Origin of the sequence: Kitasatospora sp. NPDC058048, from assembly GCF_042885555.1 — a bacterium.
GTDB classification, from domain to species: Bacteria; Actinomycetota; Actinomycetes; order Streptomycetales; family Streptomycetaceae; genus Kitasatospora; species Kitasatospora lactacystinica.
In genome coordinates, this window is sequence record NZ_JBHVRT010000013.1 from 115,557 (window position 1) to 139,918 (window position 24,362).

Genomic DNA, 24,362 nt, shown 5'->3' on the forward strand with positions numbered 1-24,362 from the left:
AATCGATGAACACCCGCGGTGACAAGGCGGTCGAAGCACTTCGGGCCTCCCTCAAGGAGGTCGAGCGCCTGCGCAGGCAGAACCGGGAGATCCAGGCGGCGGCCCGCGAGCCGATCGCGATCGTCGCGCTGGGCTGCCGGCTGCCGGGCGGCGTCACCGGCCCCGAGGACCTGTGGCGGCTGGTCGCGGACGGCACCGACGCGATCGGCGGGTTCCCGACCGACCGCGGCTGGGAGGAGTCCTTCCCCGGCAGCCGCGACTACGCCCGCCGGGGCGGCTTCCTCGGCGACGCGACCGGGTTCGACGCCGAGCTGTTCGGCATCAACCCGCGCGAGGCGCTGGCGATGGACCCGCAGCAGCGGCTGCTGCTGGAGGTCGCCTGGGAGACCTTCGAACGGGCGGGCATCGATCCCCACTCGGTGGCCGGCACGGCGACCGGCGTCTTCGTCGGCGCCTCCCCGTCCGGCTACGACGGAGCCGGCCGGCTCCCCGAGAACACCGCGGGATACCACCTGACCGGCACCGCGAGCGGGGTGCTCTCCGGCCGGCTCTCGTACGTGTTCGGGCTGGAGGGCCCGGCCGTCACCGTGGACACCGCGTGCTCCTCCGCGCTGGTGGCACTGCACCTGGCGGTCCAGTCGCTGCGCCAGGGAGAGTGCGGCCTGGCCCTGGTCGGCGGCGTCGCGGTGATCAGCACCCCGGCCGCCTTCGCCGAGTTCGGCAAGCAGGGCGGCCTGGCCGCCGACGGCCGCTGCAAGTCCTTCGCGGCGGCGGCGGACGGCACCGGCTGGTCCGAGGGCGTCGGCGTCCTGCTGCTGGAACGGCTCTCCGACGCCCGCCGCAACGGGCACGAGGTGCTGGCGGTGGTCCGGGGGAGCGCGGTCAACCAGGACGGTGCGTCCAACGGGCTGACGGCGCCGAACGGGCCCTCGCAGGAGCGGGTGATCCGGCAGGCGCTGGCCAACGCCCGGCTGGAGGCGGCCGACGTGGACGCCGTGGAGGCGCACGGCACCGGAACCCGCCTCGGCGACCCGATCGAGGCCGAGGCGCTGCAGGCCGTCTACGGCCGGGGCCGTACGGCCGACCGGCCGCTGCTGCTCGGCTCGCTGAAGTCCAACGTCGGCCACACCCAGGCCGCCGCCGGCGCGGTCGGCGTGATCAAGAGCGTGCTGGCGCTGCGCAACGGCGTGCTCCCGGCAACGCTGCACGTGGACGCGCCCACCCCGCACGTCGAGTGGACGGGCGGCGGCGTCGAGCTGCTGACCGAGGCCCGGCCCTGGCCGCAGGCGGAGCGGACCCGTCGGATCGGTGTCTCCGCGTTCGGCGTCAGCGGTACCAACGCCCATGTGCTCATCGAGGAGAGCCCGGCCGAGGCCGGGGCCGAGCCGCGGACGGAACCGGAGGCGCCCGGGCAGGGCGTCCGCCCGGTGGCGTGGCCGGTGTCGGCGCAGACCGCGCAGGCGCTGCGGGGCCAGGCGGCGCGGCTGGCCGAGCGGTTCGGGCCGGACATGGACGCGGGCGACGCGGCGTGGTCCCTGGCGACGACCCGGGCCGCGCTGGCCCACCGCGCGGTGGTGCTGGGCACCGGTGGCCGTGAGGGGCTGCTGGACGGCCTCGGCGCGCTGGCGGACGGTCGTCCGACCGGCGGCGTGGTCGCGGGTGTCGCGGTGGAGGGGCGGACGGCGTTCCTGTTCACGGGGCAGGGCGCGCAGCGGGTCGGGATGGGCCGGGAGTTGTACGAGGCTTTCCCCGCCTTCGCGACGGCGTTCGACGCGGTCTGCGCGGAGCTGGACGCGAGGCTCGGGCGGTCGGTGCGCGAGGTCGTCCTCGACGGCGTCGAGGATCTGGACCGTACGGTGTGGGCGCAGGCCGGGCTGTTCGCGGTCGAGGTGGCGTCGTTCCGGCTGCTGGAGTCCTGGGGTGTGATGCCCGACTTCCTGCTCGGGCACTCGATCGGCGAGGTGGCGGCCGCTCATGTTGCGGGCGTGTTCTCGCTGGCCGACGCGTGCGCCCTGGTGGCGGCGCGCGGCCGGCTGATGGACGCGCTGCCGAGCGGCGGGGCGATGCTGGCGGTGCAGGCCACCGAGGCCGAGGTCCGCGAGACGATCGGCGACCGGCTGGACGTCGCGGCCGTCAACGGCCGCACCTCCGTGGTGGTTTCCGGACCGGCGGAGGTCGTCGAGGAGTTCGCGGCGCGCTGGAAGGCCGAGGGCCGCAAGACCAGCCGGTTGACGGTCTCGCACGCCTTCCACTCGGCGCTGATGGAGCCGATGCTCGAAGAATTCGCGGCCGCCCTCGCGGAGTTGACCTTCGCCGAGCCGCAGATTCCGGTCGTCTCGAACCTGACCGGCGAACTCGCCGAGCCCGGCCTGCTGTCCACGCCGGACTACTGGGTCCGTCAGGTCCGCGGGGCCGTCCGCTTCGCCGACGGCGTCGAGGCCCTGCACCGCGAGGGCGTGACCCGGTTCGTGGAGCTGGGCCCGGACGCCGTGCTGTCGGGCCTGGTCGGGCAGCAGCTCGCCGAGGTCGTGGTCGCCCCGCTGATGCGCCGTGACCGCGCGGAGTCCGAGACCGCGCTGACCGCGCTCGCCACCCTGTGGACGACCGGCGCCGAACTCGACTGGCGGTCCGTGCTGTCGGCCGGGCGCCGGCTCGACCTGCCGACGTACGCCTTCCAGCGCGAGCGCTACTGGCCCGACGTCCCGCTCGACGCGCCCGGCTCGGCCGAGGACGCCCGCTTCTGGGCGGCCGTGGAGCGCGCCGACGTCCCGGAGCTGGCCGCCACCCTGCGGCTGTCGGACACCCCGGAGGTGCTGGACGGCGTCGTCCCGGCGCTCTCCGCGTGGCGGCGCTCGCGCCGCCAGGAGGCGGTGGTCGACTCCTGGCGCTACCGGGTGGAGTGGCAGCCGCTGCCGCTGCCGGACGCCGCCGGGCCGAACGGAAGCTGGCTGCTCGCCACCGCGGACGAGTCCGCGGCCGCCGAGGACGTGGCCGCCGCGCTGCTGGCCGCCGGTGCGCGGGTCACCCGGCTGCCGCTGACCGGGGACCGGCCCGCCCTCGCCGGGCGGTTGGCCGCCGAGGACTTCGCCGGCGTGGTGTTCGTGGCCGGTTCGTCCGCCGCGGGCCTTCCGGTGCCCGCCGACCTCGGCGCCCTGCTGCTGCTGGTCCAGGCACTCGGGGACGCGGGCTCGCAGGCTCCGCTCTGGTGCCTGACCCGGGGCGCGGTGTCGACCGGGGACGAGGACCGGTCGCCGGCCCCCGAGCAGTCCCTGCTGTGGGGCCTCGGCCGGGTCGCGGCGCTCGAACACCCCGGCCGCTGGGGCGGGTTGGTCGACCTGCCGGAGACCGTCAGCGCCGAGGAGGGCCGCCGGCTGGCGGCGCTGCTCGCGGGTGCGGGCGGGGAGGACCAGCTGGCCCTGCGCGGGGCGCGGGTGCTCGGCCGCCGGGTGGTCCGGGCACCGCTGTCCGGGGCGCCCGCGGCGGAGTGGAGCACCGACGGCACCGTCCTGATCACCGGCGGCACGGGCGCCCTCGGCGGGGACGTGGCGCGCTGGCTGGCCGGGCGGGGCGTGCCGCACCTGCTGCTGACCAGCCGCCGCGGCCCGGCCGCGCCGGGAGCGGACGAGCTGGTGGCCGAACTGACCGCGCTGGGCACCCGGGTGACCGTCGCCGCCTGCGACGTGACCGACCGGGAGGCGCTGTCCGGGCTGCTGGCCGGGATCCCGGCCGAGCACCCGCTGAGCGGCGTGGTGCACACCGCCGGGGTCGGCGCGCCGGGCCCGTTGATGGACACCGACGCCGAGGCCGTCGCCGAGGTGATCGGCGGCAAGGCCGCCGGGGCCGCGCTCCTGGACGAACTGGCCGGCGACGTCGACCTGTTCGTGGTCTTCTCCTCCATCGCCGCCACCTGGGGCAGCGGCGGCCAGGGCGCCTACGCGGCCGGGAACGCCTTCCTGGACGCGCTGGTGGAGGCCCGGCGGGCCCGCGGCCTGGCCGGGACCTCGGTCGCCTGGGGCCCGTGGGCCGAGGCCGGCATGGCCGCGGACGCCGGCTTCGAGGACTACCTGCGCCGCCGCGGCCTGTCCGCGCTGGACCGTACGGCGGCGATCCGCGCGCTGGCCGGGGTCGTCGACCGGGACGAGGGCTGCGTGGCCGTCGCGGACGTCGACTGGGAGCGGTTCGGGCCCGCCTTCGTCTCCGGCCGGCCCAGCCCGCTGCTGAGCGGCCTGGCCGACCGGGCCGACGCGGCCGGGGACACCGGATCGTCCGCCCCCTCCTCGGAGTTGCGGGACTCGCTCGCCGCCGCGCCCGAGGGCGAGCGGTCGCGGCTGCTGCTGGAGGTGGTCCGGGACCGCACCGCGCTGGTGCTGGGACGCCCGACGACCGAGGCGGTGGCGCCGCGACGCGCCTTCCGCGACCTGGGCTTCGACTCGCTGACCGCCGTGGAGCTGCGCAACCGGCTCGGCGCGGAGACCGGCCTGAAGCTGGCGGCGACACTGGTCTTCGACCACCCGACGCCGGCCGCGCTGACCGAGTACCTGCTCGGCGAGCTGTTCGGCACCCCCGACGAGGCCCGGCCGGCGCGCCCGGTGGCGGCCGCGGCGGACGACGAGCCGATCGCGATCGTCGGCATGAGCTGCCGCTACCCGGGCGGGGTCCGCTCGGCCGAGCAGCTGTGGGCGATGGTCACCGAGGGCCGGGACGGCGTCACCGGCTTCCCCACCGACCGCGGCTGGCCCGAGGGCGGCGGCTACGTCCGGCGCGGCGGCTTCGTCGAGGACGCCACCGACTTCGACGCCGGCATGTTCGGCATCTCGCCGCGCGAGGCCCTCGCGATGGACCCGCAGCAGCGCCTGGTGCTGGAGACGGCCTGGGAGGCGTTCGAGAACGCCGGCATCGACCCGTACTCCCTCGGCCACTCGTCCACCGGCGTGGTGATCGGTGCCTCCGCCTCCGGCTACGGCCTCGGCATGGAGATGCCCGCCAACGTCGAGGGCCACCTGCTCACCGGCACCGTCAGCAGCGTGCTGTCCGGCCGGATCGCGTACACCTTCGGCCTGGAGGGCCCGGCGGTCACCGTGGACACGGCCTGTTCCTCCTCGCTGGTCGCCCTGCACCTGGCCGCCCAGTCGCTGCGCCGCGGCGAGTGCGAGCTGGCGCTGGCCGGCGGTGTCGCCGTGATGGTCTCCCCGGGGGTGTTCGCCGAGTTCGACAAGCAGAACGGCCTGGCGGCCGACGGCCGGTGCAAGGCCTTCGCGGCCGCCGCCGACGGCACCTCCTGGGCCGAGGGCGTCGGCATCCTGGTGCTGGAGCGGCTGTCCGAGGCGCGCCGCAACGGCCACCAGGTGCTCGCGGTGATCCGCGGCAGCGCGATCAACCAGGACGGCGCCTCCAACGGCCTCGCCGCGCCCAACGGGCCCGCCCAGCAGCGGGTGATCCGGCAGGCTCTGGCCAACGCCGGACTGACCGCCGCCGAGGTGGACGCCGTCGAGGCGCATGGCACCGGCACCCGGCTCGGCGACCCGATCGAGGCGCAGGCGCTGCTCGCGACCTACGGCCAGGAGCGCGCCGGTGAGCCGCTCTGGCTCGGCTCGGTGAAGACCAACATCGGCCACGCCCAGGCCGCCGCCGGCGTGGCGGGCGTGATCAAGATGGTGCAGGCGCTGCGCAACGGCCTGCTGCCCGCGACCCTGCACGTGGACGCGCCGTCCCCGCACGTGGACTGGTCGGCCGGTGCGGTGGAGCTGCTGACCGAGGCCCGGCCGTGGCCGGAGCTCGACCGGCCGCGCCGGGCGGCGGTGTCCTCCTTCGGGATCAGCGGCACCAACGCCCACGTCATCCTGGAGTCCGTGCCGGTCGTCGGGACCGTGGAGTCCGAGGCCGCCGAGGGTCCCCAGCCCTGGCTGCTGTCGGGCCGCACCCCGGCCGCGCTCACCGAGCAGGCTGAGCGGCTGCGGGAGTTCACGGCCGGGCGCCCCGAGCTCACGGGCCCGGAGGTGGCCCGCTCGCTGCTGTCCCGGGCCGCCCTGGAGCACCGCGCCGTGGTGCTGGGCGCCGACCGGGCCGCCCTGCTGGACGGCCTGGGCACCCTCGACGGCGAGGGCGTCGTGAAGGGCCGGGCGGTGCCCGGCGACGTGGTGTTCGTCTTCCCGGGCCAGGGTTCGCAGTGGCTCGGCATGGGACGTGAACTGGCCGCCGCCGCACCGGTGTTCGCGGCCAGGTTGGCCGAGTGCGAGGCGGCGCTGGCGCCGTACACCGACTGGTCGCTCACCGAGGCCCTGGACGACGAGGAGCTGCTGTCCCGGGTGGACGTGGTCCAGCCGGTGCTGTGGGCGGTGATGGTGTCGCTGGCCGAGGTGTGGCGGGCGCACGGCGTGGAGCCCTCGGCCGTGATCGGCCACTCCCAGGGCGAGATCGCCGCGGCCGTGGTGGCCGGTGCGCTGTCCGTCGAGGACGGCGCCAAGGTGGTGGCGCTGCGCAGCCGGGCGCTGATCGAACTGGCCGGTGACGGCGGCATGGTGTCCGTCGCGGCGGGCAGCGCGGTGGTCGAGGAGCTGATCGCCGGCTTCGGCGGCCGGATCTCGGTGGCCGCGTTCAACGGCCCGTCCTCGACGGTGGTGTCGGGCGAGCCCGGTGCGCTGGACGAGCTGATGGTGTTCTGCGAGGAGAGCGGGGTGCGGGCCCGTCGGATCCCGGTGGACTACGCCTCGCACTCCGCCCAGGTGGAGCGGGTGCGCGAGCGGGTCCTGGCGGAGCTGGCCGGGATCAGCCCGACCACGTCCGTGGTTCCGCTCTACTCGACGCTGACCGGTGAGCCGATCGACACCGCGCGGATGGACGCCGGGTACTGGTACGACAACCTGCGTTCCACCGTCCTGTTCGAGCAGGCCACCCGGGCCCTGCTGGCCGACGGCCGCTCGGTGTTCGTCGAGTGCAGCCCCCACCCGGTGCTGACCGTCGGCGTGCAGGAGAGCGCCGACGCCGCCGGCGCCGACGCGGCCGCGCTGGGCACGCTGCGGCGCGACCGGGGCGGCCCCGAGCAGCTGCTCACCGCCCTGGCCGAGGCCTGGACCGCCGGCGCGTCCGTCGACTTCACCCCGGTCGTGCCCGCCGGCCGCCGGGTCGAGCTGCCCAGCTACGCCTTCCAGCGCGAGCGCTACTGGCCGCGGGCCGTGGTCGCCGCCGGCGACCTGAGCACGGTCGGCCAGGTCGTCACCGAGCACGCCCTGCTGGGCGCCGCCGTCCCGCTGCCCGGCGGAGCCCTGATTCTGACCGGACGGCTGAGCGCGGCCGGCCAGGACTGGCTGGCCGACCACGCGGTGCACGGCGACGTGCTGGTGCCGGGCACCGCCTTCGTGGAGATGGCGCTGACCGCCGGCGAGCGGGCCGACTGCGCCCTGCTGTCCGAACTGGTGCTCCAGGCGCCGCTGGTGCTGCCCGCCCAGGGCGGCGTCGCGGTCCAGGTGAGCGTGGGCACCGCCGACGACACCGGCAGCCGGACCTTCGAGGTGTTCTCCCGCCCCGACGCCACCGGCACCGAGCTGGTCCGCCACGCCACCGGCCTCCTCGCCCCGGCCGCGACCACCCCGAAGGACGGCCCCGACCTCGCGGTCTGGCCGCCCGTCGGGGCCCGGCCGGTCGAGGTCGAGGGCTTCTACCAGGCGCTCACCGAGGCCGGCTACGGCTACGGCCCCGCCTTCCAGGGGCTGCGCGCCGCCTGGCGGGACGGCGACCGGGTCTACGCCGAGGTCGCCCTGCCGCAGGACGTCCGGGCCGAGGGCTTCGGCCTGCACCCGGCGCTGCTGGACGCCGCCCTGCACGCCATCGGCCTCACCGCCGACCCCGCCACCGGCACCCGGCTGCCGTTCTCCTTCGACGGCGTCCACCTCCGGGCCACCGGGGCCACCGTGCTCCGGGTCGCGCTGACCGTCCGCGCGGACGGCGTCGGCCTGCACGCCGCCGACCCCACCGGCGCGCCGGTGATCGACATCGCCTCGCTGACCCTGCGCGAGATCGCCCCCGCGACGCTGCGGCGGGCCGGCGAACGCGCCGTCCACGACGCCCTGTTCACCGTCGACTGGACCCCGCTGCCGCAGCGGGACCCGGCCCGGCCCGATACCTCGCAGTGGCGGGAGATCGACGCCGTCGAGGACGGCGCGACGCCCCCGGTGGTCGTGCTGACCCTGCCGCCCGCCGCCTCCGACGGCGGGCCGGCCCGGGCCGTCCGCCGGATCACCACCGAAGTCCTGCGCACCGTCCAGGAGTTCCTCGCCGCCGACCGCTTCGCCGACACCCGGCTGGTGGTCGTCACCCGCGGCGCCGTCCCGGCCGCCCCCGGGCAGCCGGTGACCGACCTGGCCGGCGCGGCCGTGTGGGGCCTGCTGCGCTCCGCCCAGTCGGAGCACCCCGGCCGCGTGCTGCTGCTGGACCGCGACCCGGCCGGCCAGGACCCCGACTGGCAGACCTGGGCCACCGTCCAGGACGAACCGCAGCTCGCCCTGCGCGAGGGCGGGGCCCGCGCCCCCAGGCTCGTCCGGCAGAGCGCCGTCCACGGCCTCACCGCCCCCGACGGGCCCGGCGCCTGGCGCCTGGACGTCACCGAGGAGGGCACCCTGGAGGCCCTCGCCCTGGTGCCCGCCGCCGAGGCCGACGCCCCGCTGGGCGCCGACCAGGTGCGGATCGCCGTCCGCGCGGCCGGCGTGAACTTCCGCGACGTGCTGCTCGCGCTCGGCATGTACCCCGACCGGGCCGTGATGGGCGCCGAGGCCGCCGGTGTAGTGACCGAGGTCGGCGCGGACGTCACCGATCTGGCCGTCGGCGACCGGGTGTTCGGCCACTTCGACGGCGGCGGCCTCGCCGACCGGGCGGTCACCGACCGGCGGCTGCTGGCCCGGATCCCGGCCGGCTGGACCTTCACCGAGGCCGCCTCGGTGCCCGTCGCCTTTCTGACCGCCTACTACGGGCTGGTCGATGTGGCCGCGGCCCGGCCGGGGGAGTCGGTGCTGGTGCACGCGGCGGCCGGTGGCGTCGGTATGGCCGCCGTCCAACTGGCCCGCCACCTGGGCCTGGAGGTGTACGGCACCGCCAACCCCGGCAAGTGGGACGCGCTGCGCGCCGCCGGTCTGGACGACGCCCATATCGCCTCCTCCCGTGACCTCGCCTTCGAGGAGTCGTTCCGTACCGCCACCGGCGGACGCGGCGTGGACGTGGTGCTGAACTCGCTGGCCGGCGAGTTCACGGACGCCTCGCTGCGGCTGCTCGCCGAGGGCGGGCGCTTCGCCGACATGGGCAAGGCCGACCCGCGCGACGCCGAGCAGGTCGCCGCCGACCACCCCGGCGTGCGCTACCGCGCGTTCAACCCCGCGGAGGCGGGCCCGGAGCGGGTCCGGGAGATCACGGCGGAGATCATCGGCCTGTTCGAGTCCGGTGCGCTGCGGCTGCTGCCGATCACCGCCTGGGACGTCCGCGAGGCGCCCGCCGTGTTCCGGCACATCAGCCAGGCCAAGCACGTCGGCAAGAACGTGGTCACCGTCCCGGCGCCGCTCGACCCCGAGGGCACCGTGCTGATCACCGGCGGCACCGGCACCCTGGGCGGGCTGCTGGCCCGTCACCTGGTCGCCGAGCACGGCGTGCGGCACCTGCTGCTGCTCAGCCGGCGCGGCGCCGACGGCCCGGGCACGGCCGAACTCGTCGCCGAGCTGCGGGACCTGGGCGCCGAGACGACCGTCGCGGCCTGCGACGCCGCCGACCGGGAGGCGCTGGCCGCGGTGCTCGCCGCGATCCCCGCGGAGCACCCGCTCACCAGCGTGATCCACGCGGCCGGCACCCTGGACGACGGCGTGTTCGACGCGATGACCCCCGAGCGGGTCGAGGCCGTCCTGCGGCCCAAGGTCGACGCCGCCGTCAACCTGCACGAGCTGACCGCCGACCGCGACCTCGCGATGTTCGTGCTGTACTCCTCCGCCTCCGCCACCTTCGGCACCGGCGGCCAGGCCAACTACGCGGCGGCCAACGCCTTCCTGGATGCCCTCGCCTCCCACCGGCACGCCCTCGGGCTGCCCGCCCAGTCACTGGCCTGGGGCCTGTGGCAGGAGGCCAGCGAGATGACCCGGCACCTGAACCCGGGCGCCGACGCGCGGACCGACAAGCTCGGCACCGCCCTGGACAGCGGGCAGGGCCTCGCCCTCTTCGACGCGGCCACCGCCCTGCCCGCCCCGCACCTGGTGCCGGTCGCCCTGGACCGCACCGGTGGCGGCGAGGTCCCGGCACTGCTGCGCGGCCTGATCCGGCCCGCGGTGCGCCGCGCCGCCGAGCGCGAGGCCGGCGACACCGGCACCCTGGCCGGACAGCTGCGCAACGCCTCCGCGAGCCGGCGCCGGCAGATCCTGCTCGACCTGGTCCGCGGCAACGCCGGCACCGTGCTCGGCTACGCGGACGCCGAGGCGATCGGCGCCCGGCAGGCCTTCCGCGACCTCGGCTTCGACTCGCTGACCGCGGTCGAACTGCGCAACCGGCTCAACGCCGCGACCGGCCTGCGGCTGCCCGCCACCACGGTGTTCGACCACCCGAACCCGACCGCGCTCGCCGACCACCTGGCCACCAGGCTGCTGGGCGAGAGCGCACCGGCCCCCGCCGTGGCCGCGCCGTCGCCGACGGCCGACCCCGGCGAGCCGATCGCGATCGTCGGCATGGCCTGCCGCCTGCCCGGCGGCGTCGCCTCCCCGGCCGACCTGTGGCGGCTGGTGGCCGCCGGCGAGGACGGCACCGCCGCCTTCCCGACCGACCGCGGCTGGCCCCTCGACGTGGCGCACGGAGAGGCCGCCCGAGGCGGATTCGTGGACGGCGCCACCGAGTTCGACGCCGGCCTGTTCGGGATCTCCCCGCGCGAGGCGCTGGCGATGGACCCGCAGCAACGCCTGCTGCTGGAGACCGCCTGGGAGGCCTTCGAGGACGCCGGCATCGTGACCGCCGACCTCGGCAACCGCTCCACCGGCGTCTTCGTCGGCGCGGCGGCGTCCCACTACGGCCTCGGCATGCGGATCCCGGACAGCGCGCTCGGCCACCTGATGACCGGCAGCGCGACCAGCATCGCCTCCGGCCGACTGGCCTACGTGTTCGGGCTGGAGGGCCCGGCCATGACGGTCGACACCGCCTGCTCCTCCTCGCTGGTCGCCCTGCACCTCGCGGTACGGGCGCTGCGCGGCGGCGAGTGCGACCTGGCGCTGGCGGGCGGCGTGACCACCCTCGCCACGCCCGGCGTGATCACGGAGTTCGACCGCCAGGGCGGCCTGGCCTCGGACGGTCGCTGCAAGGCCTTCTCGGCCGACGCCGACGGCACCGGGATGTCCGAAGGGGTCGGCCTGCTGCTGGTCGAGCGGCTGTCGGACGCCCGTCGCAACGGGCACCGGGTGCTCGCGGTGGTGCGCGGCAGCGCGGTCAACCAGGACGGTGCGTCCAACGGCCTCACCGCGCCGAACGGGCCCGCGCAGGAGCGGGTGATCCGGCAGGCACTGGCCGACGCCCGGCTGGCGGCGGCCGAGGTGGACGCGGTGGAGGCGCACGGGACGGGGACCCGGCTCGGGGACCCGATCGAGGCGCAGGCGCTGCTGGCCACCTACGGCCGGGGCCGTGGTGACGAGCCGCTCTGGCTGGGCTCGATCAAGTCCAACATCGGGCACACCCAGGCGGCGGCCGGCGTCGCCGGGGTGATCAAGATGGTGCAGGCGATGCGGCACGGGACGCTCCCGGCCACCCTGCACGCCGAGCAGCGGACCTCCGAGGTGGACTGGTCGGAGGGCGCGGTGGAACTGCTCACCGAGGCCCGGCCGTGGCCGGAGGCGGACCGTCCGCGCCGGGCGGGTGTGTCGTCCTTCGGGATCAGCGGCACCAACGCCCATGTGGTGCTGGAGCAGGCGCCGGCCGAGGAGACGGCGCCGGTCGGAGACGCGACCGGGCCGACGCCGTGGGTGGTGTCGGCGCAGAGCGCCGGGGCGCTGAAGGCCCAGGCGGCCCGACTGGCACGGGAGTTGGAGTCCGGGGCGCCGGAGTCCGGGGCGCTGGAGTCCGGGGCCCGTCCGCAGGACGTGGCGTGGTCGCTGGCGACCGGTCGGACCGGGCTGGCCCACCGTGCGGTGGTGCTCGGCGACGACCGGGCGGCGCTGCTGGACGGCCTGGCCGCGCTGGCGGACGGCCGCCCCTCGGGCGGGGTCGTCACCGGGGTGGCGGCCGAGGGACGGACGGCGTTCCTGTTCACCGGGCAGGGCGCGCAGCGCGTCGGCATGGGCCGGGAGTTGTACGAGGCTTTCCCCGCCTTCGCGGCGGCGTTCGACGCGGTCTGTGCGGAGTTGGACGCGAGGCTCGGGCGGTCGGTGCGCGAGGTCGTCCTCGACGGCGTCGAGGATCTGGACCGTACGGTGTGGGCGCAGGCCGGGCTGTTCGCGGTCGAGGTGGCGTCCTTCCGGCTGCTGGAGTCCTGGGGTGTGGTCCCGGACGTGCTGCTCGGGCATTCGATCGGTGAGGTGGCGGCCGCTCATGTGGCGGGCGTCCTCTCGCTGCCGGACGCCTGCGCCCTGGTGGCGGCGCGCGGGCGGTTGATGGACGCGCTGCCCGAGGGCGGGGCGATGCTCGCCGTGCAGGCCAGCGAGGCCGAGATCCGTGACGCGGTCGGCGACCGCCTGGACGTGGCGGCCGTCAACGGCCCGACCTCCGTGGTGGTTTCCGGTCCGGCGCAGGTGGTGGAGGAGTTCGCGGAGCGCTGGAAGGCCGAGGGCCGCAAGACCCGCCGGCTGACGGTCTCGCACGCCTTCCACTCGGCCCTGATGGAGCCGATGCTCGCCGAATTCACGTCCGTGCTCGGTGGGTTGACCTTCGCCGAGCCGCAGGTCCCGATCGTGTCGAACCTGACCGGCGGGATCGCCGAGCCGGGCCTGCTCACCACCCCCGAGTACTGGGTGCGGCAGGTCCGGGAGGCCGTCCGCTTCGCCGACGGTGTCGACGCCCTGCACCGCGAGGGCGTCACCCGTCTCGTCGAGCTCGGTCCGGACGGTGTGCTGACCGCGCTGGCCGCGCAGAGCGCCCCCGACGTGGCCGGCGTGCCGCTGCTGCGCAAGGACCGGGACGGCCGCGAGACCGTCCTGACCGCGCTGGCCGCCCTCTGGACGGCGGGCGCCGCGATCGACTGGTCCGCGCTGCTGCCCGCCTCCCGGCGGGTGCCGCTGCCGACCTATGCCTTCCAGCGCGAGCGCTACTGGCCGGAGGCGGCCGAGCCGACGAGCGTCGCGGCCGACCCGGCGGAGGTCCGGTTCTGGGCGGCGGTCGAGAACGAGGACCTGGCGGGCCTCGCCTCCACCCTGGACGCCGACCGGGCGCCCGAGGGCCTGGACTCCGTGCTGCCGGTGCTCACCGCCTGGCGGCGGTCGCGCCGTCAGGACGCGGTGATCGACTCCTGGCGCTACCGGTCGACCTGGAAGCCGCTCGCCGGCCTCGTCGGGACCGGCCTCTCCGGGACGTGGCTGCTGGCCGCGCCGGAGGGCTCCGAGCCCGGGGCCGCGCTGGCCGCCGCGCTGGGGGAGGCCGGCGCCGAGGTGCTCCCGTTCGCCCTCGACGCCGTCCCGGCCGGGGTGGCCGGAATCGCCGGCGTCGTGGCGCTGCTGCCCTCGGACGCCCCGGTGTCCGGTGCGGTCGCGCTGCTGCGGGCGCTGGGCGGGGCGGGCGTCGACGCCCCGCTCTGGCTGGTCACCAGCGGTGCCGTGTCGATCGGCCGCTCCGACCCGCTGCGGGATCCCGTCCAGGCCCAGCTCTGGGGCCTGGGACGGGTCGCGGCGCTCGAACACCCGCAGCGCTGGGGCGGGCTGATCGACCTCCCGGCCGTCCTCGACCCGCAGTCGGCCGAGCGTGCCGTCGCCGTCCTCGGCGGCGGCACCGGCGAGGACCAGGTGGCCGTGCGCGGCGCCGGGGCGTACGGCTGCCGCCTGGCGCGCGCCGCCTCCGGTGCCGCGCCCGCCGCGCCGTGGACGCCGTCCGGCCCGGTCCTGATCACCGGCGGCACCGGCGCGCTGGGCGCGGAGACGGCCCGCTGGCTGGTCGGCCGGGGAGTGCCGAAGCTGGTGCTGACCAGCCGCCGGGGCGCGGACGCGCCGGGCGCCGCCGCGTTGGCCGCCGAGCTGACCGAGGCGGGCGCCGAGGTCGTGGTGGCCGCCTGCGCGACGACCGACCGGGAGGCGCTGGCCGCGCTGCTCGCCGAGCACAGGCCGACCGGCGTGGTGCACGCGGCCGGGGTGGGCCAGGGCGCCGCGCCGCTGGCGGACACCGACGAGGCGGAGATCGCCCGGGTGCTCGACGGCAAGGCCGCCGGCGCCGAACTGCTCGACGAGCTGACCGCCGGTCTGGACCTCGATCTGTTCGTGGTCTTCTCCTCGGTCGCGGCGACCTGGGGCAGTGGTGGTCAGGGCGTCTACGCGGCGGCCAACGCCCACCTGGACGCGCTGGTGCTGCGGCGCCGGGCGCACGGTCTGCGGGGCACGTCGGTGGCCTGGGGGCCGTGGGCCGGCGAGGGCATGGCCGCCCGGGGCGAGGCCGCCGAGCAGCTGCGCCGCCGTGGTCTGGCCGTGATGGAACCGCGTCTCGCGGTGCTGGCGCTGGCCCGCGCGGTGGACGGGGACGAGGGCTGTGTGACGGTCGCGGACGTGGACTGGCAGCGGTTCGCGCCGGCCTTCACCGCCGTGCGCACCAGCCGGCTGCTGGCGGAGCTGCCGGAGGCCGGCCGCGGGTCGGCGCCGGTGGCGGCGGTCGAGGGGGCCTCGGCCTTCCTGGACACCTTGGCGGCGGCCGCGGCCGGCCGCCGGGAGCGGATGCTGCTGGACCTGGTCCGGTCGTCCGCGGCGGCGGCGCTGGGCCACACGTCGGTGGAGGCGGTGGACGCCGGTCAGGCGTTCCGCGACCTCGGCTTCGACTCGCTGACGGCGGTGGCCCTGCGCAACCTGCTGGTGAAGGACACCGGGCTCGCCCTTCCGGCGACGCTGGCCTTCGACTATCCGACGCCGGCGGTGCTGGCGGCCCATCTGGCCGGGGAACTGCTGGAGTCGGTACCGGTGACGGTGGCGGCCGCGGAGGAGACCGGTGCGGCGGTGGCCGTCTCGGACGACCCGGTGGTGATCGTGGGCATGAGCGCCCGCTACCCGGGCGGGGTGCGTTCGGCCGCCGGGCTGTGGGACCTGGTGGCCGCCGGGGCGGACGGCGTCACCGGCTTCCCGGCGGACCGCGCCTGGTCGGTCGAGGGCATCGCGGCCGAGGCGGCGCGCGGCGGCTTCCTGGAGGGAGTGACGGAGTTCGACGCCGGGCTGTTCGGGATCTCGCCGCGCGAGGCGCTGGCGATGGACCCGCAGCAGCGGATCCTGCTGGAGGCGTCCTGGGAGGCCTTCGAGGATGCCGGGATCGACCCGCGCTCGGTGCGCGGCGAGCAGATCGGCGTCTTCGTCGGCGCCTCCAACTCCGGCTACAACGCGGTCGGCGGCCTGGAGGAGGCGAAGAGCCACGTCCTGGCCGGCTCGGCGAACAGTGTGATCTCCGGCCGGGTGTCGTACGTCTTCGGTCTGGAGGGTCCGGCCGTCACTGTGGACACGGCCTGCTCCTCCTCGCTGGTGGCCCTGCACTGGGCGGCGCAGGCGCTGCGCGAGGGCGACTGCGAGACGGCGCTGGTCGGCGGTGTGACGGTGATGGTGTCGCCGGCCGCCTTCGCCGAGTTCGATCGCCAGGGCGGGCTGTCCTCGGACGGCCGCTGCAGGTCCTTCGCCGCGGAGGCGGACGGTACGGGCTGGGGCGAGGGCGTCGGCGTCCTGCTGGTCGAGCGCCTCTCCACCGCCCGCCGCCACGGGCACCGGGTGCTGGCCGTGCTGCGCGGCAGCGCGGTCAACCAGGACGGTGCCTCCAATGGCCTGACCGCCCCGAACGGTCCGGCTCAGCAGCGGGTGATCCGCCAGGCCCTGGCGAGTGCCGGGCTGTCGGCCGCCGAGGTGGACGCCGTCGAGGCGCACGGCACGGGCACCGTGCTGGGCGACCCGATCGAGGCGCAGGCGCTGCTGGCCACCTACGGCCGGGACCGCGACGGCGAGCCGCTCTGGCTCGGCTCGATCAAGTCCAACATCGGCCACACCCAGGCCGCCGCGGGCGTCGCGGGTGTCATCAAGATGGTGCAGGCGATGCGCCACGGCCTGCTCCCGGCCACCCTGCACGCGCAGCGGCCCAGCCCGAAGGTCGACTGGTCGGCGGGCGCGGTGGAACTGCTCACCGAGGCGCGCCCCTGGCCCGAGCTGGAGCGGCCGCGCCGCGCGGCGGTGTCCTCCTTCGGCATCAGCGGCACCAACGCCCACGTCATCCTGGAGAGCGTGCCGTCAGCCCCGGTGGAGGAGCCGAAGGCGGCGCCGGTGCTGCCCGTCTGGGCCGTCTCGGCGAAGACCGCCGAGGGCCTGCGGGAGCAGGCGCGGCGCCTGCGGGCGTTCGCCGAGCCCGGCGCGGACGTCCGGGACGTCGCCTGGTCGCTGGCCGGCACCCGGGCGACGCTCGACCACCGGGCCGTGATCGTCGGCGCGGACCACGCCGAACTCCTGCGCGGCCTGGCCGCGTTGGCGGACGACGCACCCGATGCGGCGGTGGTCCGGGGCGCGGTCGCCGACCGTCGGACCGCCTTCCTGTTCACCGGCCAGGGCTCGCAGTACGCCGCCATGGGGCGGGGGCTGTACGAGGCCTTCCCGGTGTTCGCGGAGGCCTTCGACGCGGTCCGCGCGGAGCTGGACCTCCGGCTCGACCGGCCGCTCACCGAGGCGGTGTTCGAGGGCATCGGCATCGACCGGACGGTGTGGGCTCAGGCCGGGCTGTTCGCGGTCGAGGTGGCTTCGTACCGGCTGCTCGAATCCTGGGGCGTGACGGCCGACTTCCTGCTCGGGCACTCGATCGGCGAGATCGCCGCCGCCCACGTCGCCGGGGTGTTCTCGCTGCCGGACGCGTGCGCCCTGGTGGCGGCGCGCGGGCGGTTGATGGACGCGCTGCCCGAGGGCGGGGCGATGCTCGCGGTCCAGGCCACCGAGGCGGAGGTGCGTGACGCGATCGGCGACCGCCTGGACGTGGCGGCCGTCAACGGCCCGGCCTCCCTCGTGGTCTCCGGGCCGGTCGAAACGATCGAGGAGTACGCGGCGCGCTGGTCGGCCGAGGGCCGCAAGACCCGCCGGCTGACGGTCTCGCACGCCTTCCACTCGGCGCTGATGGAGCCGATGCTCGCCGAATTCGCCTCCGTCCTCGCGGAGTTGACCTTCAACGAACCGCGCATCCCGGTCGTCTCCAACCTGACCGGCGGGATCGCCGAACCCGGTCTCCTCACCACCCCCGAGTACTGGGTCCGCCAGGTCCGGGAGGCCGTCCGCTTCGCCGACGGCGTCGAGACCCTGCACCGCGAGGGCGTCACCCGCTTCGCCGAGCTCGGTCCGGACGGCGTGCTGAGCGGGCTGGCGCAGCAGAGCGTGGCGGACGGCGTGTTCGCGCCGCTGCTGCGCCGCGGCCGGGAGGACTCCCGGACCGCGCTGCGGGCGCTGGCCCGGCTGTGGGCGGACGGCGCCGAGGCCGACTGGTCCGCGGTGCTGCCCGAGGGCCGGCGGGTGGAGCTGCCGACGTACGCCTTCCAGCGGCAGCGGTTCTGGCCGCGGGCCGGTGCCGCCGAGCCCGTCGGCGACGTGGTGGAGGCCAGGTTCTGGGACGCGGTGGAGCGCGAGGACCTCGGCGATCTCGCCGACCTCCTGGACACCCCGGACCCAGCCGAGCTGCTCGGCGCGGCCCTGCCGGTGCTCTCCTCGTGGCGGCAGCGGCGCAAGGTCGACTCGGTGGTCGACTCCTGGCGCTACCGGGTGATGTGGCGGCCGCTCGGCACCCCGGCCGGCGCCCCGGCGCTGACCGGCCGGTGGCTGCTGGCCGTCCCGCGGGCGGCCGCCGAGCACCCGCTGACCGAGGCCGTGGCGGCGGCGATCCGCTCGGCGGGCGCCGAGGTGGTCCGCTTCGGGCCCGTCGGCACCGACCGGGCGGCCCTGGCCGCGCAGCTCGCCGAGGCGGGCCCGGGCACGTTCGCCGGTGTGGTGTCGCTGGCCGCGCTCGCCGGGGAACCGGACCCGGACCCGGCGGTCTCGCCGGGCCTGGAACTGACCCTGGCCCTGTTCCAGGCGCTCGGCGACGCGGGCGTCACCGCCCCGTTCTGGGCGCTGACCGCGCAGGCGGTCTCCGTCGGCCGCTCGGACCGGGCCGCCGACGCCGGACAGGCGCAGGTGTGGGGCCTCGGCCGGGTCGCCGCGCTGGAGTCCCCGGACCGCTGGGGCGGTCTGATCGACCTGCCGTCCACGCCGGACGCCCGGGCCGGCACCCGGCTGGCCGCCGTGCTGTCCGGTGGCGGCGAGGACCAGGTGGCCGTGCGCGGCTCCGGCACGTACGGCCGCCGACTGGTCCGGGCGACGGCCGGCGCGGGTGCGCCGTCCTGGTCGCCGACCGCCGGGGGGACCGTCCTGGTCACCGGCGGGACCGGCGCGCTGGGCGCCGAGGTCGCCCGCTGGCTCGCCGACCACGGCGTGGCCCGGGTAGTGCTGACCGGCCGTCGCGGGGCGGCCGCGCCGGGCACGGCGGACCTGGTCGCGGAGCTCGCGGCGCGCGGCACCGAGGCCGTGGTCGCCGCCTGCGACGTGACCGACCGGACCGCGCTGGCCGCGGTGCTCGACGCGGTGCCGGCGGACCGCCCGCTGATCGGCGTGGTGCACGCCGCCGGCGTGCTGGACGACGGGGCGCTGGACGCGCTCACGCCGGAGCGCCTGAGGACGGTGCTGGCCGCGAAGGCGGCCGGCCTGGTCGTCCTGGACGAGCTGACGCGGAGCCACGAGCCGGAGTTCTTCGTCGCATTCTCCTCGCTGGCGGGCGCCGTCGGCAGCGCCGGCCAGGGCAACTACGCCGCCGCCAACGCCTTCGTGGACGCCTGGATGGAGGGGCGGCGCGAGTGCGGCCTGCCGGGCGTCTCGGTCGCGTGGGGCCCGTGGGCGAACGAGGGCATGGCGGCCGACCCGGCCCTGGTGCAGCGGCTGCGGCGCGGCGGCCTGCCGCCGATGGACCCGGCGCTCGCCGTCACGGCACTCGCCCGGGCGATCGGTCACGACGGGGCCGCCCTGGTGGTCGCCGACGTCGACTGGTCGCTGTTCGCGGCCGGTGCGGGCGGGCTGCGGCCCAGCGCCCTGCTGGCCGACCTGCCGGAGGCCGCCTCGGCCACGGCCGGCACCCGCGGCGCCGGACCGGCCGAGGAGTTCCGGGCCGAGCTGGCGGCGGCACCCGGGAGCAGGCGCTCCGGGCTGCTGCTGGACGCCGTGCGGTCCTGGACCGCGGCGGTGCTCGGCCACGGCTCGCCGGACGCGGTCGGCGCCGAGCAGGCGTTCCGCGACCTCGGATTCGACTCGGTGACGGCGGTGGAGTTCCGCAACCTGGCGAGCGCCCGGACGGGGCTGGCGCTGCCGGCCACCCTGGTCTTCGACCGCCCGACCCCGGCCGCGCTGGCGCGCCACCTCGGCGAGCAGCTGTTCGGCGCCGCCGAACCGGCCGCGGCCGCCGAGGTCGCGGACCGCACCCGGGCCGAGGACGAGCCGATCGTGATCGTCGGCATGGCCTGCCGCTTCCCGGGCGGCGCCGGCTCCCCGGACGCGCTCTGGGAGCTGCTGTCCGACGGCGTCGACGCGATGACCGGCATCCCGACCGACCGCGGCTGGGAGGCCGGCTGGACCGGCGTGGACGCGGCCGCCCGGGGTGGATTCCTGGAAGGCGTGGCCGAGTTCGACGCGGGCCTGTTCGGGATCTCGCCGCGCGAGGCGCTGGCGATGGACCCGCAGCAGCGCCTGCTGCTGGAGGCCTCCTGGGAGGCCTTCGAGTCCGCCGGAGTGGACCCGAGGGCGATGCGCGGCCGGCCGGTCGGCGTCTTCGCGGGCACCAACGGTCAGGACTACCCGCTGGTGCTCGCCGCCTCGGAGGAGGACGTGGACGGCCACGTGGCCACCGGCAACGCCGCCTCCGTGCTCTCCGGCCGGATCTCCTACGCGTTCGGGCTGGAGGGCCCGGCGATGACCGTGGACACCGCCTGCTCCTCCTCGCTGGTCGCCCTGCACCTCGCGGCCCAGGCGCTGCGCCGCGGCGAGTGCGAACTGGCCTTCGCGGGCGGCGTCTCGGTGATGTCGACCCCGGTGGTGTTCGCGGAGTTCGACCGCCAGGGCGGCCTCGCGGCGGACGGCCGCTGCAAGGCCTTCTCGGCGGAGGCGGACGGTACGGGCTGGGGTGAGGGCGTCGGCGTGCTGCTGCTGGAGCGGCTGTCCGACGCGCGGCGCAACGGCCACCGGGTGCTCGCGGTGGTGCGGGGGAGCGCCGTCAACCAGGACGGCGCGTCCAACGGCCTCACCGCCCCCAACGGCCCGTCCCAGGAGCGGGTGATCCGCCAGGCGCTGGCGGACGCCGGACTGTCGGCCGCCGACGTGGACGTGGTCGAGGCGCACGGCACCGGCACCCGGCTCGGCGACCCGATCGAGGCGCAGGCGCTGCTGGCCACCTACGGCCGGGAGCGCACCGCGGAGCCCCTGCTGCTGGGCTCGGTGAAGTCCAACCTCGGCCACACCCAGGCCGCCGCCGGCGTCGCCGGGGTGATCAAGATGGTGCTGGCCCTGCGGCACGGCATCGTGCCGCCGACCCTGCACGTCGGCGAGCCGACCCCGCAGGTGGACTGGTCGGCGGGCGCGGTGGAGCTGGTGACGGAGCGCCGGGCGTGGCCCGCCGTGGACCGGCCGGCCCGCGCCGGTGTGTCCTCCTTCGGGATCAGCGGCACCAACGCCCACGTCATCCTGGAGGCCGCCGTCGAGCCGGACGCGGCCGAGGCCACGGCCGTTGTCGAGCCGGACGCGGTGGAAGCCGCTTCCGCCGTCGAGCCGGACGCGCTGCCCTGGCTGCTGTCCGGGCGCTCGGCCGCGGCGCTCGCCGCCCAGGCCGGGCGACTGCGCTCCTTCGCGGCGCGGCGGGCCGAGCTGCGGCCGCAGGACGTGGCCCGGTCGCTGCTCTCCCGCGCCGGGCTGGAACACCGCGCGGTGGTGCTCGGCGCCGACCGGGACGCCCCGCTGGCGGCCCTGGCCGCGGGCCGACCGTCCGGCACTCTGGTGTCGGGCGTCGTGGCCGAGGGGCGGACGGCGTTCCTGTTCACCGGTCAGGGTGCGCAGCGGGTCGGGATGGGCCGGGAGCTGTACGAGGCCTTCCCCGCCTTCGCGGACGCCTTCGACGCGGTCTGTGGGGAGCTGGACCTGCTGCTGGACCGGCCGGTGAAGGACGTGGTGTTCGACGGGGCGGAGGAGCTGGACCGTACGGTGTGGGCGCAGGCCGGGCTGTTCGCGGTCGAGGTGGCCTCGTTCCGGTTGCTCGAATCCTGGGGTGTGACGCCCGACTTCCTGCTCGGGCACTCGATCGGTGAGATCGCCGCGGCCCATGCGGCGGGCGTTCTCTCGCTGGCGGACGCGTGCGCCCTGGTGGCGGCGCGGGGCCGGCTGATGCAGGCGCTGCCGAGCGGCGGGGCGATGCTGGCGGTCGAGGCCGCCGAGGCCGAGGTCCGGGAGGCGATCGGCGACCGGCTGGACGTGGCGGCCGTCAACGGTCCGGCCTCGCTGGTGGTCTCCGGTTCGGTCGAGGCGGTGGAGGAGTTCGCCGCCCGGTGGAAGGCCGACGGGCGCCGGATCCGCCGGCTGACCGTCTCGCACGCCTTCCACTCGGCCCTGATGGAGCCGATGCTCGCCGAATTCGCCTCCGTGCTGGCGGAGTTGACCTTCGCTGAGCCGCGCATCCCGGTTGTCTCCAACCTGACCGGGACGTTCGCCGAACCCGGGCTGCTCTCCACACCGGACTACTGGGTGCGCCAGGTCCGCGAGGCCGTCCGTTTCGCCGAGGGCGTCACCCGCCTGGCGGAGCAGGGCGTCACCCGGTACCTGGAGCTCGGCCCCGACGGCGTGCTCTGCGGGCTGGCACAGCAGTCGGTCGCGGCGGGCACCTTCGCTCCGCTGCTGCGCAAGGGCCGCGAGGAGCGGGACACCGCCCTGGAGGCGCTGGCCCGGCTCTGGACGGCGGGCGCCGAGGTCGACTGGTCGGCCGTGCTGCCGGAGGGCCGCCGGGTGGACCTGCCGACGTACGCCTTCCAGCGGGACCGGTACTGGCCGCGGTTGCCGCTCGCGGCGTCCGGCCGGGCCGACGGTGCCGCCGCGGTCCTGGACGACTGCCTCTACCGGATCGACTGGAAGCCGGTCGAGGTCCCGCCGGCGCGGCTCGACGGCGGCTGGCTGCTGGTCACCGACACCGAGGACGACGGCGCGTTCGCGGACACCCTGCTCACGCGGCTGCCCGCCGACACCGCCCCGGTCCGACTCGCCGTCGGCGACCTCGACCGGGAGCAACTGGCGGAGCGGCTGCGCGAGCTGGCCGAGAAGGCCCGCGGGATCGCCTACCTGCCCACCGGGCTGGACCGCGGTCTTGTGCTGCTGCACGCCCTCGGCGACGCGGAGCTGGAGGCGCCGCTGTGGATGGTCACCCGGGGCGCGGTGGCGGTGGACGCGGCGGACCGGGTCACCCGCCCCGAGCAGGCGCAGCTGTGGGGCTTCGGCCAGGCCGCGGCGCTGGAGCACCCGCGGAGCTGGGGCGGGCTGGTCGACCTGCCCGCCGAGCCGGACGCCGGCACCCTCGCGGCGCTCGCGGCGGTGCTCGACGGGGCGACCGGGGAGGACCAGCTCGCCCTGCGCGGTGAGCGGGTGCTCGCCCGCCGCCTGGTCCGCACCGACGCGGGAGCGGCCCCGGCGGAGCCCTGGCGGCCGTCGCGGCCCGGCACGGTGCTGGTCACCGGCGGTACCGGCGCGCTGGGCGCGGTCGTCGCCCGCTGGCTGGTCGGCCGGGGCGTCACCGACCTGGTCCTCACCGGCCGCCGCGGCTCCCGGACCCCGGGCACCGAGGAGCTGACCGCCGAACTGACGGCGGCCGGCGCCCGGGTGACGGTGGCCGCGTGCGACGCCGCCGACCGGGAGGCGCTGGCGGCGACGCTGGCCGCGGTCCCGGCCGACCGCCCGCTGATCGGTGTCGTGCACGCGGCCGGTGTCGCCCAGTCGGCGATGCTGGCGCAGACCGGTGTCGAGGACATCGCGAGGATCACCGGAGGCAAGGTCGACGGCGCCGCCCACCTGGACGAGCTCACCGCGGAGGCGGACCTGGAGCTGTTCCTGGTCTTCTCCTCCATCGCCGCTACCTGGGGCAGCGGCGGGCAGGCCCTCTACGCGGCGGGCAACGCCTACCTGGACGCCCTGGCCCGGAACCGGCGGGACCGCGGTCTCGTCGGGACGTCGGTCGCGTGGGGCCCGTGGGCGGGCGCCGGGATGGCGGCCGACGGGGCGGAGGAGTACCTGCGCCGCCGCGGACTGACGCCGCTCGACCCGCAGTTCGCGCTCACCGCCCTGGCGGCGGCCGTGGACGGCGGCGCGAGCGCGCTGACCGTCGCCGACGTGGACTGGACCCGGTTCGCGCCCGCCTTCACCTCGGGCCGGCCGAGCCCGCTGCTGGGCGACCTGCCCGAGGCGGCCGAGGGCCGGTCCCCGGCCGGGGCCGCGGCTTCGGCCGGGATTCCGGCGGCGGACGGCGGGGCGGACGGCGGGGCGCTGCGCGCCCGGCTGGCCGGGCTGGACGCCAAGGAGCGGACGGCCGTCCTGCTGGAGCTGGTCCGGGACGTGCTGGTCGAGGTGCTCCGCTACTCCGCGGCCGAACAGATCGACGAGACCAGGCCGTTCCGCGACCTCGGCTTCGACTCGCTCACGGCCGTCGAGTTCCGCAACCGGCTGGCGCGGGAGTGCGGTGTCGCGCTCCCGGCGACGATCGTCTTCGACCACCCGACCCCGGTCGCGCTGGCAGGCCACCTGCACGGCGCGCTCCCGGGCGGCGCCGAGCCGGCCGCGGACGTCGAGCCGCTGCTCGGGATGCTCGACGGGCTGGAGGCGGCGATGACCGTCAACCCGCTGGACGAGCTCTCCCGCTCCAGGGTGACCGTGCGGCTCCAGGCCTTCCTGGCCCGCTGGTCCGCCGGTGCCCCGGCGGAGGAGGACACCATCGCGGACCTCCTCGACGCCGCGGACGACGAGGAACTGCTCAACCTGGTCCGGGAGGAGCTGGGCAACAGCGACCTGGACTGAGCGGTCCCGCCCGGCGCCGTAGGCGGGCGGCCGGACGTGCCGGAACGCGGTGCCACCGAGTCGATCGGTGGCACCGCGCCGCGCCGGACCCGTCGAACGGCGCACGAGGAG

General features: G+C 76.8%; 1 protein-coding gene. It reads left to right on the plus strand.

The features are described from left to right. Positions 1-5 precede the first annotated feature (5 nt). Positions 6-24,251: a type I polyketide synthase gene (locus ACFVVA_RS16285; RefSeq protein WP_387689971.1), complete on the plus strand. Its 24,246-nt coding sequence runs from the start codon at positions 6-8 to the stop codon at positions 24,249-24,251. The last annotated feature ends 111 nt before the right edge of the window (positions 24,252-24,362 follow it).